General features: G+C 58.2%; 11 protein-coding genes and 1 pseudogene. 1 reads left to right on the top strand and 11 read right to left on the bottom strand.

The annotated features are described in order from the left end of the window. Window positions 1-51 precede the first annotated feature (51 nt). From thiE to glmU, 6 genes are all read right to left on the bottom strand, one after another. The gene (gene thiE, locus IEV53_RS09495; RefSeq protein WP_188426529.1) at window positions 52-663 is read right to left on the bottom strand and encodes a thiamine phosphate synthase; all 612 of its coding nucleotides are present in this window, start codon (window positions 661-663) and stop codon (window positions 52-54) included. Beyond that, complete coding sequence (locus IEV53_RS09500; protein WP_188426530.1) at window positions 660-1433, bottom strand: thiazole synthase; 774 nt, start codon at window positions 1431-1433, stop codon at window positions 660-662. Before IEV53_RS09500 ends, thiE begins: the two co-directional genes overlap by 4 nt. Window positions 1434-1436: 3 nt before the next feature. Then, complete coding sequence (gene thiS, locus IEV53_RS09505) at window positions 1437-1634, bottom strand: sulfur carrier protein ThiS (RefSeq protein WP_188426531.1); 198 nt, start codon at window positions 1632-1634, stop codon at window positions 1437-1439. A gap of 94 nt (window positions 1635-1728) precedes the next feature. Beyond that, window positions 1729-2700 carry a glycine oxidase ThiO gene (gene thiO / locus IEV53_RS09510; RefSeq protein WP_188426532.1) on the bottom strand — a complete coding sequence of 324 codons (972 nt, stop codon included), beginning with the start codon at window positions 2698-2700 and terminating at the stop codon, window positions 1729-1731. A gap of 32 nt (window positions 2701-2732) precedes the next feature. After that, window positions 2733-4556 (bottom strand): glutamine--fructose-6-phosphate transaminase (isomerizing), encoded by a 1824-nt coding sequence (gene glmS, locus IEV53_RS09515; protein WP_188426533.1) that lies wholly within the window; start codon window positions 4554-4556, stop codon window positions 2733-2735. Continuing rightward, window positions 4556-5923: a bifunctional UDP-N-acetylglucosamine diphosphorylase/glucosamine-1-phosphate N-acetyltransferase GlmU gene (gene glmU, locus IEV53_RS09520; protein ID WP_188426534.1), complete on the bottom strand. Its 1368-nt coding sequence runs from the start codon at window positions 5921-5923 to the stop codon at window positions 4556-4558. Before glmU ends, glmS begins: the two co-directional genes overlap by 1 nt. A 104-nt stretch (window positions 5924-6027) precedes the next feature. On the opposite strand from glmU, the gene IEV53_RS09525 reads away from it, so the two are divergent. Then, window positions 6028-6702, top strand: a complete 675-nt coding sequence (locus tag IEV53_RS09525) for an HAD family hydrolase (RefSeq protein ID WP_188426535.1) — start codon at window positions 6028-6030, stop codon at window positions 6700-6702. 55 nt (window positions 6703-6757) lie between these two features. Here the strand turns inward: IEV53_RS09525 and IEV53_RS09530 are convergent, their stop codons facing one another. The 5 genes and pseudogenes from IEV53_RS09530 to IEV53_RS09550 all read right to left on the bottom strand — a co-directional run. Further along, on the bottom strand, window positions 6758-7591 hold the full coding sequence (locus IEV53_RS09530) for a DUF3108 domain-containing protein (RefSeq protein WP_188426536.1): 834 nt from the start codon (window positions 7589-7591) through the stop codon (window positions 6758-6760). Continuing rightward, entirely contained in the window at window positions 7581-10034 is a 2454-nt protein-coding gene (gyrB, locus tag IEV53_RS09535; protein WP_188426537.1) for a DNA topoisomerase (ATP-hydrolyzing) subunit B, read from the bottom strand. Before gyrB ends, IEV53_RS09530 begins: the two co-directional genes overlap by 11 nt. 567 nt (window positions 10035-10601) lie before the next feature. Next, window positions 10602-13205 carry an ATP-dependent chaperone ClpB gene (gene clpB, locus IEV53_RS09540; protein ID WP_188426538.1) on the bottom strand — a complete coding sequence of 868 codons (2604 nt, stop codon included), beginning with the start codon at window positions 13203-13205 and terminating at the stop codon, window positions 10602-10604. A gap of 217 nt (window positions 13206-13422) precedes the next feature. Beyond that, complete coding sequence (locus IEV53_RS09545) at window positions 13423-14898, bottom strand: glycosyltransferase family 2 protein (RefSeq protein WP_188426539.1); 1476 nt, start codon at window positions 14896-14898, stop codon at window positions 13423-13425. Window positions 14899-17233: 2335 nt separating this feature from the next. Next, window positions 17234-17340: pseudogene (locus IEV53_RS09550) on the bottom strand (IS5/IS1182 family transposase); the annotation flags it as partial.

The following is a 17340-nucleotide window of genomic DNA, read 5'->3' on the forward strand; positions in this document are numbered from 1 at the left end:
TCACGACTCCGCGAGGGCGACTCCCCGATTTGATGGAAATATTACTGATTTTCAGCCCGAACATGCTTTCAGCCAGGCCTCAACCTGCTGCTCCGGGTCGGGGGATGCGATAAAATCGGAGACCGCGGCGACGCTGTCAGCCCCTGCCGCAAGGCAGGATGGAGCACGCTCCTTCGTAATGCCGCCGATCGCAACCAGCGGCATTTCCGGCCCGATGATGCGGCGCCATTCCGTCAGTTTTTCGACACCCTGAGGCTCCCAGATCATTTTCTTGAGCTTCGTCTCCCAGATCGGGCCGAGTGCCACGTAATCCGGCTGTACAGACAGGGCCCGCTCGAGCTCTTCATGGGAATGGGTCGAAATGCCGAACGCGATGCGTGCCGCCCGGATCTGTTCGAGGTCAGCCGTATCGAGGTCTTCCTGACCGATGTGGATGTAATCGATGCCCAGCTCGAGGGCGAGCTGCCAGTAATCGTTGAGAACGAGGCGCACATTATGGCGCGCTGCCGCCTCCTGTCCTTCGATCACCTGCGCCCGCAGGACTTCAGGGGACAGGTCCTTGAGGCGAAGCTGGATGAATCGGGCTCCTGCAGAACCCAGACGTTCTATCCAGCGTGGGTGATCGACGACGGGATAGATCGGGGATGGAAGCCGTGAATTCATGATGCGAAACTTGCCTTGCCTAGAGTGGGCGTCGAGGGAACAGCCATGTCGCGCTCGTCCATCGGGTCTGCGGTCTTCGCCAGTTGCCCAACATCACAGGCGAGACGAAAAGCCTCTGCCATGGCTGCTGGGTCACCTGCTTTTGCCACGGCCGTGTTGATCAGGATGGCGTCAAAGCCCAGCTCAAAGGCGGTGACGGCATGCGAGGGGCGCCCGATACCGGCATCGATCACCATAGGCACTTCCGGAAAATGGGCACGCAGGGCGCGCAGTCCAAACAGGTTGTTCAGCCCCCTGCCCGACCCTATCGGGGCTCCCCACGGCATGAGCACCTCGCATCCGGCGCGCAGCAGACGCTCCGCCACCACGAGGTCCTCCGTCATATAGGGAAAGACCTTGAAGCCCTCTTCGTTCAGGATGCGTGCGGCCTCGACGAGAGCAAAGACGTCCGGTTGCAGCAGATCGCCCTGCCCGATGACTTCCAGTTTGATCCAGTCGGTTTCGAACACTTCGCGTGCCATCTGCGCGGTTGTAACGGCCTCCCGCACCGTATGACAGCCAGCGGTATTGGGCAGTACCGGCACATCAAAACCGCGCACGAGCTCCCAGAAGGCCTGACCCGCCTGAAGACCCGCAGATTCCCGCCTCAGCGAGACTGTCACCGCACCGGGGCGACCACGCCGCACTGAATCCGCCAGAATGGCCGGGCTGTCATAAAGGGCAGTGCCCAGCATCAGAGGCGAAGAAAGATCGATACCATAGGCGCGCATGGGTCAGCCCCCCTGCATCGGCGCGAGAATTTCGAGCCTCGCGCCTTCCTCTAATGCCTTCGCTCCGCGTGCCGAGCGGGGCACGAACACACCGTCTACGGCTGTTGCCACTTTCGTCTCGCCATAGCCGAGCTCGATCAGCGCTTCGGAGAGGAAGCGGCTCGCGATGAGCTTCGTCTCGTCATTCACCATGATCTGCATGGCAGTTCTCTCCCATTCCTGACTGCGCGAAACGCCCGGCTCTGACAGACCGGGTTTTCACGCCCGCTATGAAACGCCACCATGGCCCTGTAGATCAGGCGGCTTGCGTAAAGATGATATCGGCCACTTCTGCCGCTCTTGCGGGGGACAGCAGAAAACCATGGCGATACATGCCATTGACCGAAAGGCGATGTCCGTCGCGATGCACCCGAGGCACGTTGTCGGGGTAGGACGGCCTGATCCCTGCATTGGCTTCTATGATCTCGGCCTCGGCAAAGGCTGGATGCAAGGTATAGAGCGCGTTCAGCAACTCGCTCATGGCCCGGACCGTAATTTCACGTCCGTCATCGCTCTCGACCATGGTGGCACCCACCATGAATACGCCATGCTCGCGCGGCACGATATAGATCGGGATGCGTGGATGCAGCATTCGAACGGGGCGATGGAGCACAACGTCAGGGCATCGAACGAGGATCATCTCGCCGCGCACGCCACGCAGATCGGGCTCGCTCTCCCGCGCCTGTATGCCAGTGCAATCGACTACCCAGTCGAACTGGCCGTCGACAACAGAGGTATCGAGCCTGATATGCCCCCCCAGGATCAGCAGGCGCTCCTTGAGACGGCCCAGGGCAATGCGCGGGTCGACATGACCCTCTTCAGCAAAGAACAGCGCACGGTCGAAGCGACCTGCCAGATCAGGTTCAAGTTCGGCGATCGCCTCTGAACCCAGCGTTTCGAAATGGCTTGTACGCCTTCCAAAACGGTTGAGCTCGACCTGATCGCGCGGGGGGGCAACCACGAGGCTGCCGTTACGGATGACATCCGGCACGTGGCTGGCCCACCATGCGAGCGAGTTGAGCGAGTCACGGGTCACCTCTTCCGGGGCCGCTTCGGCCTCGCACCATGGTGCGAGCATGCCACCGGCAAACCATGACGCGCCGCTGCCGATGCGCGGCCCAGATTCATGGAGCGTCACCCGCGCCCCGCGTTCGGCAAGGGTCACGGCAGTCACGAGCCCGGCCACTCCAGCACCTTGGATGAGTATCGTCGGTCCCGATCCCGCCATGTCAGTCGTCCTCGCGCTGTTTCGCCCTCAGGTTACTCCACAGTCACCGATTTGGCGAGGTTGCGCGGCTGGTCAACATCCGTCCCCCGACGCAGGGCCACTTCATAAGCGAGCATCTGCACAGGAATCGTGTAGAGGATGGGCGCCACGAAAGGATCGACATCCGGCAGAATGACCATGTGTTCGGCGATACCGCTCAGGCGCTGGGCGCCCTTCTCGTCAGTGAAAGCCATGATTCTCCCACCACGGGCCTTGGCCTCCTGGATGTTCGACAGCGTCTTGTCGAACAGGATGGTTGACGGGGCAATCACGACGATCGGCACATCCTTGTCGATGAGCGAAATCGGACCGTGCTTCATCTCGCCGGCCGCATAGGCTTCGGCATGGATGTAGGAGATTTCCTTGAGCTTGAGCGCCCCTTCAAGAGCCACGGGAAAACAGATGCCCCGCCCGAGATAAAGCACGTCCCGCGCCTCGGCGACGGAGGCCGCCATGGCCTGGATCGCGCCCGCCCGTGAAAAGACTTCGGCAGCGCGTGACGGCAGGTCGAGCAGATTGGCCAGCAACTCACCCTCGCGTCTGGCCGACATCGTGTTGCGGGCACGCGCCATGGCAATGGTCAGAACGGCAAGAACCGAAAGCTGTGCCGTGAATGCCTTCGTGCTGGCAACTGAGATCTCCGGCCCGGCGACCATGCCAAGCACCACGTCGCTTTCGCGCCCCATGGTGCTGCCCTCTACATTGAGGATCGACACGATATGCTGCTCGCGTTCGCGCAGGCTACGCATGGCGGCCAGCGTGTCTGCTGTCTCGCCCGATTGCGAGATCATCAGCGCCATGCCTTTGGGTGTCAGCGGCGGATTGCGGTAGCGCAGTTCTGACGCGACATCGATATCCACCGGGAGGCGCGCTTCAGCCTCGAGCCAGTACCGCGCGACCAGACCGGCATAGAAGGCCGATCCACAAGCGGTGATGACGGCACGCGGCAGTTCGGCGAGGTCAAACGGGAACTCCGGCAGGTTGATCGCGCGTGTCACCGGGTCAATGATGCGCTGCAATGTCTGTCCGATCACCACAGGGTGCTCGTGAAGCTCCTTCTCCATGTAATGGCGATAGCCATCCTTGCCGACCGTTCCTGCCATCAGGGCGATCGTCTGGACAGGACGCTGAACTCTCAGATTGGCTGAATCGAAAAATTCGACAGCATCAGGCTGGAGGACGCACCAGTCACCGTCGTCGAGATAGGCGATCTTCCGGGCAAGCGGTGCCAGAGCCAGGCTGTCAGAACCGAGGAACATCTCGCCCTCCCCGAAGCCAACAGCAAGGGGCGCACCGTGCCGTGCGCCTATCATCAGCCCTTCATGGCCGGCGAAAATCATTGCGATGGCATAAGCCCCTTGCAGCCGTCCAAGCGTCTTGCTGGCAGCGTCTCGTGGCGACAGGCCCTGATCGAGATAGAAATCGACGAGTTGTGCGACGCACTCGGTATCGGTGTCAGAGGTGAATTGCCGACCCACGGCCTGCATCTCGGCCTTGAGTTCCTCATAATTCTCGATGATGCCGTTATGAACAATCGCGACACGATCGGTTGCGTGGGGATGGGCATTGGTTTCATTCGGCAGGCCATGCGTTGCCCAGCGCGTGTGACCGATTGCGGTCACGCCGGCAAGGGGCTGCACATCCAGGACGGCCTGAAGATGATCCAGCTTGCCAGCCGCACGACGACGGGAAATCTGCCCATCGACGAGGCTGGCGATACCAGCTGAGTCATAACCACGATATTCGAGACGACGCAGCGCCTCGACGATAAGCGGAGTGGCATTCCGATGCCCGACGACGCCGCAAATTCCGCACATCAGCCCTGTTCCTTCTTTGCGCGCAGCGACTCACTGATCATGCGGCCGCGCTCCTGCTTGTTCGTCTGTCTGGATCGACCCAAGGCAAGGGCGCCGGGTTCCACATCCTCGGTAATCACGCTGCCCGCCGCGATAAGGGCATTGTCGCCAATGGTCACGGGTGCCACCAGAATGGCGTCGGAACCCACGAAGACATTTTCACCAATCGTGGTGCGGTGCTTGAAGAACCCGTCATAATTGCAGGTGATGGTTCCTGCGCCGACATTGGTGCGGGCCCCGATGCTGCTATCGCCCAGATAGGACAGGTGATTGGCCTTGGCCCCATCACCAAGCTGCGTCGCCTTGAGCTCGACGAAATTACCGACATGCGTGCCCTTGCCACAGATTGTCCCGGGGCGCAGGCGGGCATAGGGACCGATCAGGGCCTCGCCGCCGACAACACAGCCTTCCAGATGGCTGAAAGCCCGTATCCGCGCGCCGCTGTGCACTGTTACTCCGGGACCGAAAACCACATTGGGTTCAACCACGACGTCGGGCGCAAGGACCGTATCAACGCTGAAGAACACGGTCTCCGGCGCCACCAGCGTCACGCCGGCTTCCATCGCTGCCAGACGCAGGCGCTTTTGCAGGCTTGCCTCCGCCACGGCGAGTTCGGCACGCGAATTGATGCCTGCCAGTTCTTCCGCAGGGGCCTCGACATGATGCACATCTGCTTCGGCGGCAGCCTGTGCCACGACGTCGGTCAGGTAATATTCGCCCTGGGCATTTTCGTTGCGCAGGGCGCCAAGCCAGCGTCGCAGGTCGGCAGCATCTGCGCACAGCACACCCGCATTACACAGGGTCACTGCACGCTGTGCTTCGGTGGCATCCTTCCATTCCACGATTTCCTGCACGCAGCCATTACGCTCGATCACCCGTCCATAGCGGCCCGGATCGGCCGGGCGCATGGCCAGAAGCGTCAGAGACGTGCCCTCTTGGCGTCGTGCGGCCAGCAGGGCACGCATCGTTCCTGCAGTTATCAGCGGGTTATCGGCATAGAGGATTGCGACATCGCCCTCGCCGAAGAGATCTTCCGCCATACGTGCCGCGTGGCCCGTGCCGAGGCGCTCGGACTGCACGACGCAAGGCCAGGGAGCGACCGCTTTCTCAAGCGCCTGCATATCGGGGCCGACCACCACAACGAGTCGATCAAAGACCGATCCGGCTGTTTCGATCAGATGGGCAATCATCGGCCTTCCGCCAAGCGGATGAAGCGCCTTGGGAAGCGATGAGCGCATGCGCGTTCCGAGGCCGGCAGCCAGGATCACGGCAGTCGTGGGTTTGTGATGGCGGACGGTCTGGCCGTCGGAAAAAGAAAGTGATGTCATATTGTTCAGTGGCGTAGCCAACCCAGCCGAGCCCTGTCAAACCCGCGTTCTGTCACTTCGGGTTGCCGATTATTGCATCCGTCTCCGATCAAAGGAAAACTCCGTTGAGCACCGAAATCAAAACCGCTGTTTTCGATCTGGATGGGACGCTTGTCGACAGCCTGCCCGACCTTGCAGGGAGCGGCATGGAGTTGATGAAATCCTATGATCTGCATCTTCCCAGTGAGGAAGCCGTCAGAGCGATGATAGGCGATGGAGCGCGGGCGCTCGTGGATCGTTTGCTGACTTATGGCGGCGATGAAAATCGGATCGACCGTGATGAGGCGACCAGGCGTTTTCTTGATATCTACGAACCTCGCGCCACGCAGAAGACACAGCTCTTCCCTGATACGGAGAAGACACTCGCCACACTGCAAGAGCGAGGTATTTGCTGCGTGATCTGCACCAACAAGCCCGTCAAGGCGGCACAGGCTATTATCGAACAGCTCGGGATCGCCTCACTGATCAATGCCATCGGTGGAGGCGACAGCTTCCCTATGCGTAAACCGGACCCCGATCATATTCGCAAGACAGTGCGCATGATCAATGCAGAACCGACTCGCGCAATCATGATCGGAGATCATCAGAACGATATCAGAGCGGCCATGGGTGTCCCGATGCCGTCGCTTTTCGCAAGCTGGGGCTATGGCGACCGCAGCATGTCAGCCCATGCGACCGCCATAGCCGGGTGCGTCGCCGAACTGCCGCGTCTGATCTACGATCTTTCACGCCCTAACTGAGCGTTTCCCCCTGCTATCCAACGCGATAGCAGGGATGAGTGCCCGCAATGACGGCTTATTGCTGCGTCGTGGGTTGCCGGTCGAGAACGGCGATCATCGGACCAAGCTTGGGATGCTCGAACTCGATCCTTACCGCCGTAAGGCCCACGCCAGGCAGGTTCTGAAACCAGGCAGCGCCGGGATGCGGGGCTTTCATGACATCCAGATGGGAGGAATCCTTGATAAATCCCGCCTCCTGCTGTCCCACAAAGTCGCACCGTAGGGCCTCGCCGGTGAATTTCTGACCGAATGACGAAGGGACAGTCGCCTTGAAGGGGCCGTGCGATGTCATGGCGCTCAGCCTGAGCCCATCGAAAACCTGCGCGCTACCATCACATTTTCCGGTGTGACGCACATTTTCGAGCAGATAGGCCATGGCGCTCAGCGTATCCATGGCGTGGGAAAGATCGCTCTCCGGCACGGCCTGGCGATCGCTTTCCTTCGGATCAAGCGCGACGATCTGCGGTGTGTCATTGGCGTAATTCAGCACCACGTTGCGATGCTTGCCACGGGAGTAGCCTGCGCTTTCATACCCGGTGGGCTGCACATGGTCATGATCAAAATGCCCCTGCGCAGTGCTCTGGATATCCATGCGCAGAAACATACTGAGCAGGCCGCCCGCATGGATGGTCGTGCGGATGCCATAGCCACCATCGGTCAGCCTGTAATCGGCAGTCGCATCAACGACATGCAGCCCATGATTATAGACACGATAGACAGCGGTCGTCTGGCGAGCGCTCTCTGCCGTTGCCGCCGCACTACCTTCACCAATATCAGCAGCGTGGACTGACGCAGCTGTCAGCACCGTTCCTGCAAGAAACAGGGCGGTGCCGATTGCCTTAAACGTCAAGATTGGCGACCTTCTGGGCATTGCCAACAATGAAGTCGCGACGGGGCTCGACCACATCGCCCATGAGCGTCGAGAAGACCTGTCCGGCATCTTCAACATCTCCCACCTTGACCTGAAGCAGAATGCGCGTGGCCGGGTCGAGCGTCGTGTCCCAAAGCTGCTCATTGTTCATTTCGCCCAGACCTTTGAACCGGTTGATGGCAAGGCCCTTGCGACCCTGCTGCACCACCCGATCAAAAACCATTGCCGGGCCTGCAAGTTCCGTCGACTGGCTATCGAGAGCGAGCGTTACAGCCCCAGCGAAATCATCGGCAACGCGGCTGCCTTCGCCTGCCAGCCAGCGTGCCTCTGCCGAGCGCAGCAACGCGGCATCAAGCGTGTAGACCTCACCGACACCACGAACGGTGCGGGCAAGGCGCAGCCCGCCTTCTTCTGTAGGTCCGACTATCCAGCCACGCTCATTGACCGGCGAAGCCGCATCAAGGCGAGCCTGCAGAACAGGGGCCCGCTCCTGCGCGTTATCATGACCGAGTGACATGGCCTTGGCGACATAGGCCTGTTCGAGCACCCAGACAGGGATCTTGGATGCAAGCGCCGTGAGCGTCTTGGCCACCTGCCCCATTGCCTTGACGCGCTCCATCAGCGCGTCTCCAGCCAGAATCTGACCATCGGCCAGCGTCAGCGACGCATTGGCCAGCGCCTTGTCGAGCAGGTATTGCTCAAGAGCAGCATCGTCTTTCAGGTAGCGTTCTTCGTTACCACGCTTCGCACGATAGAGTGGCGGCTGGGCGATGTAGAGATAGCCCTTCTCGATCAGTTCGGGCATCTGACGGAAGAAGAAGGTCAGTAGCAGCGTTCGGATATGAGAGCCGTCCACGTCGGCGTCTGTCATGATGACGATCTTGTGGTAGCGCAGTTTCTCGACCGAAAAACCGCCCTGCTCCACATCGCCGCGCCCGATACCCGTGCCGAGAGCGGTGATCAGCGTACCGACTTCGGCCGAGCCAAGCATACGGTCGAAACGCGCGCGCTCGACGTTCAGGATCTTGCCTTTGAGCGGGAGAATGGCCTGGAAGCGGCGATCGCGCCCCTGCTTGGCCGTTCCGCCTGCGGAGTCACCCTCGACGATGAAGATTTCAGCCTTGCTCGCATCGCGCTCCTGACAATCTGCCAGCTTGCCCGGCAGCGAGGAAACATCGAGCACGCCCTTGCGTCGCGTCAGTTCGCGCGCACGACGGGCGGCGTCACGGGCGGCTGCGGCTTCGTTGACCTTCGCGATGATGGCCTTGGCCTCACGCGGGTGGGTTTCGAACCAGTGGCCAATCGAGTCAGCTGCCGTCACATGCACCACAGGCTGCACTTCAGACGAAACCAGCTTATCCTTTGTCTGCGACGAGAATTTCGGGTCCGGCACCTTGACCGAGAGAACGGCCGTCATGCCTTCGCGCATGTCCTCACCGGTCAGGGCAGCGGAGTTCTTCGACGATCCTGTCTCGGCATATTTACCTACGATGCGGGTCAGAGCCTGGCGGAAACCAGCCAGATGCGTGCCGCCATCGCGCTGCGGGATATTGTTGGTGAAGCACAGCATCGTTTCATGGAAGCTGTCATTCCAGGTGAGCGCGAACTCGACCTTGATACCGCTTTCGGCGTGATCGATGGCCCCCACGATCGGTGGCGTGACAATCGATGTCTTGCTTGCATCGAGATACTCGACGAAGGCGCTCAGGCCGCCTTCATAGCAGAAGACAACCTCCTTGTTTTCGGCATGGCGCTCGTCACGCAGCACGATCTCGAGGCCGGAATTCAGGAAGGCCAGCTCGCGCATACGACGCTCGAGGATGCCGAACTCGAAATCGACCTTGGTGAAGGTCTGCTTGCTCGGCTTGAACGTCACGAGCGTGCCGCGCGGTTCGTCACTGGCACCGACCACGGTAAGGGCGTCGTCGCGCTCGCCATGCTGGAAGCGAATGAAATGTTCGAGCCCGTTGCGCCAAATGCGCACTTCCATCCATTCGGAAAGTGCGTTGACCACAGCGGCACCCACGCCGTGCAGACCGCCCGATACCTTATAGGAATTCTGGTTAAACTTGCCGCCCGCGTGAAGCTTGGTCAGAACGACCTCTGCGGCGCTGACGCCTTCTTCCTCGTGCAGATCAGTCGGAATGCCACGACCGTTATCGCGCACACTGATCGAGCCATCGCCATTCATGGTGAGCACGCAGCGTGTGGCATGACCAGCCTGCGCTTCGTCCACTGCATTGTCGATGATCTCGAAGACCATGTGATGCAGGCCAGACCCGTCATCCGTGTCGCCGATATACATGCCGGGGCGTTTGCGTACCGCATCGAGCCCCTTGAGAACCGAGATGGATGAGGCGCCATAATCGGCTTCGTCATCGAGGTTCTCTGGCAACTCGGTCGGACGGATCTGTTCGGACATGCTGGCGTGACGCTCCTACTCGCAACAAGCGCCCAATATAACCCGTCTGCCCCTCTCCCGCTAGGGCGTTACGACGCAAGCGTTTTAGTGAACAGTCTCCCAAGCCTGCGAGCTTTCGCGACCCGGATATGGTTGGCATTCAGAGCGTGGATAGAGAGTTGTGAGGCGGCAAACCATCTTGGGTAGGACAGCTGCTGATGCCGGGAGCGTGCCAAGGAAGACCACTTTCCTGAAAGCGCGCCCTGTCACTGAACAATTTCTCAGCGAGACCTGACGCGCCACTCCACACCGATGGCATTGCATCAATCATTGGCACATTCCTCGTGCCACTGCGCATTGGGCGCCTCGCATCCGCGGACTTGCCACGGGGAGTGACGATGCGGATCATAAGAGGCATATTTTGCCGGACGCCTGTCTTGCCGAGTGCTTGGAGAGCGCACGGCCCTTTAGAAACTGGGGTTCATACGCGGTTAGGTGCCAACCAAAAAAAAGCGTGAGACCCGAAGATCTCACGCCTTTCTGCTGATGCTGACACCCTAGGCAGGCATCACAGGGCAATAGCGGTTATCAGTCGAACTCGGCCTGCTGGCCATTGGTGACCAGCCCCTTGTCATTGGCCGAAACATGCACAGTCTGGCCATCGAAGATCGAGCCATCAAGGATAAGCCCGGCCAGCGTGTTCTGCAGACTGCGCTGAATGACCCTCTTGAGCGGACGAGCCCCGTAGACCGGGTCGTAACCGGACTCTGCCAGCCAGTCATTTGCGGCCTGATCCAGATCGAGCGTGATCTTGCGCTCTTCAAGAAGGCCACGGAGCCTCTTGAGCTGGATGGCGACGATGCGGCTCATATCTGCGCGCTGCAGACGCGAGAAGAGAACGATCTCATCCAGTCGGTTCAGGAACTCCGGACGGAAGTGATTGCGCACCACGGCCATGACCTGCGCCTGGACCAGATCGGCGCTTTCACCATCCGGCTGATTGGCAAGAATATCCGAACCCAGATTTGACGTCAGAATGATGATCGTGTTGCGGAAATCCACCACACGACCCTGCCCATCGGTCAACCGCCCGTCATCAAGCACCTGAAGCAGGATGTTGAAGACATCCTCATGTGCTTTCTCAACTTCGTCGAACAAGATGACCTGATAGGGTCTGCGACGCACGGCTTCAGTCAGCACACCCCCTTCCTCATAGCCGACATAGCCCGGGGGCGCGCCGACGAGACGGGACACGGCGTGTTTCTCCATGAATTCGCTCATATCGACGCGAAGCATGGCGCGATCATCGTCAAAGAGGAACTGGGCCAGCGCCTTCGCAAGCTCGGTCTTGCCTACACCGGTCGGCCCGAGAAACAGGAAGGACCCGATCGGACGGTTGGGATCCTGCAGCCCGGCGCGCGCGCGGCGCACAGCATTCGACACAGCCTTGAGAGCGGCTTCCTGACCCACCACACGCTCGCGCAGGGAGTCCTCCATTCGGACCAGCTTGGCGCGCTCGCCTTCGAGCATGCGATCGACCGGGACGCCCGTCCAGCGCGACACAACGGCGGCGATGCCCTGATCAGTCACGGCTTCGCTGAACAGACCGGCCTGATCGGCATCCTTCTGCTCGCGCTGCTGGGATTCCTCGATCTGACGCTCAAGACCAGGAATGGTCGCGTACATCAGTTCCGATGCCTTGCCGAGATCACCCTTGCGCTGGGCCACATCGACTTCCGAACGCGCCTGGTCGAGCTGTTCCTTGAGCTTCTGGATTGCGTTGACGCGATCCTTCTCGGCATGCCAGGCCGCGCCCAGTGTATCGGACTGCTCCTGCAGATCGGCCAGTTCGACCTCGAGCTTCACCAGACGCTCGCGGCTTGCACTGTCTTCTTCCTTGCGGATTGCCTCACGCTCGATCTTGAGCTGGATGATACGCCTGTCGAGTTCATCCAGTGCTTCAGGCTTGCTGTCGATCTGCATACGCAGACGACTTGCCGCCTCATCGACGAGATCGATTGCCTTGTCGGGCAGGAACCGGTCTGTGATGTAGCGATTGGACAGGGTTGCTGCCGCTACGAGCGCGCCATCGGTGATACGCACACCGTGATGCAGCTCGTATTTCTCCTTGATCCCACGCAGGATCGAGATCGTATCGGCAACCGAAGGTTCACCTACGAAGACCGGCTGGAAGCGACGGGCAAGAGCTGCGTCCTTCTCGATATATTTGCGATATTCGTCCAGGGTTGTCGCACCGATGCAGTGCAGCACGCCACGGGCGAGTTCCGGCTTGATCAGGTTGGAGGCATCCATGGCGCCATCAGAGCGCCCCGCACCGACCAGCGTATGCATCTCGTCGATGAACAGGATGACCTGACCTTCAGCGCTCTCGATCTCCTTGAGAACGGCCTTCAGGCGCTCTTCGAATTCACCCCGGTATTTTGCACCAGCAACGAGTGCGCCCATGTCAAGCGAGAGCAGCTTCTTGTTGCGCAGAGCTTCCGGCACGTCGCCATTGACGATGCGCAGGGCCAGCCCCTCGACGATAGCCGTTTTGCCGACGCCAGGCTCACCAATGAGCACGGGATTGTTCTTCGTGCGGCGAGCAAGGACCTGAATAGCGCGCCGAATTTCCTCATCACGCCCGATCACCGGATCGAGCTTCCCCGACTGCGCCACCGCCGTGACGTCACGGGCATATTTCTTGAGCGCGTCAAAACCGGCCTCTGCATTGGCGCTATCAACCACGCGGCCCTTGCGCAGCTGGGCGACGGCACGCTCCAGCGCCTTGGCATCGGCCTTGCCTTCTGCAAGTGCCTGGCCTGCTGCCGATTTCGTGCCAGCAAGAGCTACGAGAACCCTGTCTTGCGCGACAAAGCTGTCGCCTGCGCGCTGGGCGTCCTGCTCGGCAGTGTCAAGCGCGCGCACGAGGTCCGGGGTAGCCTGAGGCTGGCCTGCGCCGCCGCCCTGAACTTTTGGCAGGCGGGCAAGCGCGGCGTCATTGGCTTTGCGAACGATCTCGGGGTCGCCGCCCGCAGCACGTATGAGACCCGAGGCAGCGCCTTCAGGGTCGTCAAGCAGGGCCTTAAGCAGATGCTCAGGCGTCAGCTGCTGATGATAGTCGCGAAGGGCGATCGTCGACGCAGCCTGAAGAAATCCGCGGCTACGTTCGGTAAATTTCTCAATATTCATAATTTCTCAATGCTCCCATGCCCCATGAAGGCGGCCAGTTGCGACGACGCGAACCCCATTATGGCAGTTCTCGTTCTGTCATGATTTGAACATGGGAGCATTATTTCAAATGCCAAGGGCGGGCATACGAAATAATGAGCAGAAACCGACCTGGCTATTGGCAGGCGGTCATGGCGTACCCCCTTCGGGAAGGGAATACGCCATGGCTTCTGGAATATCAGGCCGAGGCCGCGTTGCGATTTTGTTCGAACTCCGCAAGCGAGAACGGTCGTCCGTAGATCTCGATCTGATCGGTTTGCAGATAGACCTGCGTTCCCGGCACCGTGACCCTCACAAAGCGCCCGAGAACACCAGCGTCATTGCGCCAGTCGAACGGGGTGCCATCGAGACCACCGAAGAGCGGCCCGTTCTGGCGATCGATGATCGTGTTCCAGAAGAAACGGTCATGAGAGACTTCGACCTTGAAGCTTCCCAACCGCTCCATCGCGCCATCAAGGCGGTTGAAGATCATGATCTCATGAATATGGCTGAGTTCGCCCAGATCGACCATCCACCAGGGATTATCCTGCAGCGCCGTATGGTGCTGCGGGTGACCTGTCAGGCGTCCCGAGACAGCGCGACAGGCGTCTTCGTCGCGTGAGCCGTCATGAAGCGTGGAACTCTGCGTCGCGCGCTTGCCGACCGAAAGCAGTGGCCATACCGAACCCGGGATGAGGGTTGTTTTCAAACCCTTATCGATGAGCGACTTCCAGTAATTGCTCAGATAGAGATCGGTCACCGCATTTGTGTCGGCATGATAGGCCAGGCGCTCATCGGCATTCCGGTCACGCCAATGGGTCTGGGCGCTGAAATCCCCCTTGCATCCACGCTCTATCCTGCGCGCAAAATCCTCCTCGGAGCGAATGTTAAAGTGGGCGATATAGCCGACCTCGACCAGCCGCACACGTCGGTTATCGGCATTCAGAAACGCCCAGGCATTCTCGGGAAAATTATCATAATATCCCTCCATCGATTCACCGAGCATGTTGCAGGCACGCAGAGGTGCGCCCAGAGCAAACAGATCGTGATGGATGCCCACAAGCGGGTTATCATAAGACAGCCGGTAGGAAACGGCCCCCGTCTTTGCGAGGATCTTTGTGAGAGGCGACGCACCGACTTCGCGCTTCGTGTAGTTGCGCAGGATACCATCTGCGGGCCGCTGGCTATGGCCAGAATGGCCGTAGCCGCACCAGTTCAGATAAATGGCATCGTGGTCCGCCCCGAAGCGGGCGCTGACACCGGCGATATCATCACTGCCGGGCAGACACACGAATTCGTCCAGATCGAGGAACATCAGCCATTTTGTCTCTTGGGCATAATGCCTGAGAAAATGGCGGTACATCTGCAGTTGCTCGCCCTGATAACGATAATGATGAAAAGTCACGAAAGGCGTCTCTCCCTGCAGGAAGGGAAGCACAGCCTCATAAAGCCCCGAGGGGTCATCATCGTTGCAATAGAGATAGACGTGATCAAAACCGATCGAGCGATGATAACTCAGCCACTCGACGACGCTATCGTTCTCCCAGCGCGCGCATGCGACCAGAACATGCTGATAACGCGCTGGCGGCCAGATTCCCTTGTTTCGGGCAACAGCGAGGGGGAGCTTGCCGAAACTTGAGAGGTCCTGAGCATTGGGAGTTCTTGATTGCGACATATTTCTTCTTATCGTCCTGCTCGATAGTCTCTAATCGCCGTCATCGCCCGATACTCTGGCGCCGACAGTTGCTGACAAGGCCCGTTAGTCCTTGATGCTGCCGGGGAATAGCATAGCTCGTTGCGATGAGCATGATTCAAAGTGTGATATCCGTTCACGCGCGATGGGTTCGGCACCGTCGATTGCGTCGATGGACTTCCTGGGCGGCACACCGCCTCGTGCGCCGTTGGGGGGCTACGCTGCCGGTTTCCTTTGCTGCAAGAATGGCCCGACGCAGCTGGCAATTGCAGCGGAACCCGTGCCCTGGTGGAGCACTGCTCAACCGGCCATCCGAGAGGCAAAGCCCCCGCATTTTGAAAACCCGTCATGCAGGTGAAAGACCAGGATTCCAACGGCGGGAAGTGCCTTTCTCGACGGCACGACTATGAGGGCGCATCCTTCGGCGCGTTACCCCTCGTTCATCTCACGAATGGTCAATAAAATCGTATGGAACTCTTCCTCCGTCATCTCAAACTCTGGCCCCTCTATCATCGCGATCAGTGTCAGCAATACGTGATCCAAATCACTTTGGTGGCACAAATCCGGATCCTGAAAATTTTGAATGCTTCATTTGATATTTTGAAAATATCAAACCCTGCGGATATTGACGCAGAAAGCCTATCACTTACCAGCACTCCAAATTCGCATTGCGCAGTTTTCGATTCAATCAGGATTTCAATACTCCATAGTGTCTCCCTGATGGTTACATTATTCATTTTCTGCAATTTCGTTACCGGAACAATCCTGCCTGTCACATAACGCCCTACATTTCCTCTTTTTGAATGGCACTCAGCATCGAGGAAGCCCTCCTTCCTCCGTGTTGGAGAAGAGACACGGGTTCTGGGAGTGGAGAAGCTGGTAATGATTGTTGGATATGTTAGAGCACGATGCAATCAAATTAGGCATGGTCATCTCGTTAACGCTGTCATGAGGGCTTGCTCGAATGGATGTTATCAAGTTGATGCCGGAGTATGAATGCTGGCCGCTATGGCATAGTGGGCCAAACAACTATGACAACATCGATCCTCGATTTCTCGGCCTATCCGATAAGCTTGTCGAGGAGATTGAAAACTGGGCTGCGGTATATGATGCCACTCTTGATCAGGATTACCCACCAAACTCTGCATTCAAGAGTAGCAGAGACGAGAGATTATTCGCCGATGATGGATTTTCATTAGCAGAAAAAATTTACCTAAAATTAACACGTAGATATCAAGTAATTTTCAAGTAATATGTCGATACAAATCGGCTCTGCAGAAATTTACCCAGAAAAGCCGTAGACTCTAGACCTATTGACCCAAGCTTGAAATGCTGAAGCGAGCCCATACATAAAGCTTGGCCCCACCAACGGCTCGTATCGAGTGATAGCTCGTTTCACTGTTTGAGCAGCCTATATCCCGTGAAACGGAAACGCATCATCAAGCGATGAAATAAATCTGCTACATGAACAACTGTGTCATACGCCTGGCATCGCCGCTTATCGCTTGAAGAGTAAACCCTTATTTCCAGCTAGCCACGGCGACTAATCATCGCGCTGACGAGGTGCACTTTCTTCGACCGTTCATGCAGCTCAACCCCGTTTTTCGCGTCTGCGTGTTGACGAACCACAGGGACCAGAAGGCGTTTCTGGAAACGCCACTTGCTTCCTTTTGTCAGAGTGGCGTTTCCAGTATCCCTCTATTGTCTTTGATGGTGACAGTTCCGGTCTGTATTCGAACATTAAGGTTGTCGCCAAGCTCAAGTCCAATGGCGAAGTTGTCTATAAAGCGTAACTGCCTTCAGGACATTTGATGCATCAAGACCCGAATAGCTGGGCACCAGGCAGGGCTCTTATATTTCTGATCATTTAACGTCGCGCCCTCGTCGCAGGAGTTCTCCATCTTTCGAAACTCTCAAGTGATCATGCGTGAGGAATTCCTCAACATCATATACGTTACCGGTAAGGCAAAATTATTCCTTTTTGAACATGGCGACACACCCTTCATCAAATATAAATATTCCGTATGAGGACATGCTACCGAAATCATCTTCACTCAAGCAAGATATGTATCCGATTTGTCCTTTAGCTTATCATCGTACGGACATTTCGTTATTATGACTTCACGACCCAGCATCATCTGTCCTGACATTTATGGTAATTTTATAATTTTGATATCGATTACCATTATCACGACCTTGAGGTGCGACACAATAAGTAATAAAATTCGCGGGATATCTAGCATATGCTCTACTTCTCCGGGCAAAGGCCAGTAAATCATAGAAGCAACCAGAGATGGTTAAGAGCCCTTTTGGAAATTCACGGATGAGCGTTTCGGCGTAGCATTAGGCTTCCCATGGCGATGTGGATCATGGCCTCTGCCACGTCGATACGCTGTTCGTAATCCCTCACCAGTCGGCGCCAGC

The organism is Asaia siamensis (genome assembly GCF_014635085.1).
Lineage (GTDB): Bacteria > Pseudomonadota > Alphaproteobacteria > Acetobacterales > Acetobacteraceae > Asaia > Asaia siamensis.

What these genes read in the sequence shown, in the direction of transcription:
- thiE (WP_188426529.1), bottom strand. Translation starts at nt 663, where the DNA reads ATGAATTCACGGCTTCCATCCCCGATCTATCCCGTCGTCGATCACCCA.
- IEV53_RS09500 (WP_188426530.1), bottom strand. Translation starts at nt 1,433, where the DNA reads ATGCGCGCCTATGGTATCGATCTTTCTTCGCCTCTGATGCTGGGCACT.
- thiS (WP_188426531.1), bottom strand. Translation starts at nt 1,634, where the DNA reads ATGCAGATCATGGTGAATGACGAGACGAAGCTCATCGCGAGCCGCTTC.
- thiO (WP_188426532.1), bottom strand. Translation starts at nt 2,700, where the DNA reads ATGGCGGGATCGGGACCGACGATACTCATCCAAGGTGCTGGAGTGGCC.
- glmS (WP_188426533.1), bottom strand. Translation starts at nt 4,556, where the DNA reads ATGTGCGGAATTTGCGGCGTCGTCGGGCATCGGAATGCCACTCCGCTT.
- glmU (WP_188426534.1), bottom strand. Translation starts at nt 5,923, where the DNA reads ATGACATCACTTTCTTTTTCCGACGGCCAGACCGTCCGCCATCACAAA.
- gyrB (WP_188426537.1), bottom strand. Translation starts at nt 10,034, where the DNA reads ATGTCCGAACAGATCCGTCCGACCGAGTTGCCAGAGAACCTCGATGAC.
- clpB (WP_188426538.1), bottom strand. Translation starts at nt 13,205, where the DNA reads ATGAATATTGAGAAATTTACCGAACGTAGCCGCGGATTTCTTCAGGCT.
- IEV53_RS09545 (WP_188426539.1), bottom strand. Translation starts at nt 14,898, where the DNA reads ATGTCGCAATCAAGAACTCCCAATGCTCAGGACCTCTCAAGTTTCGGC.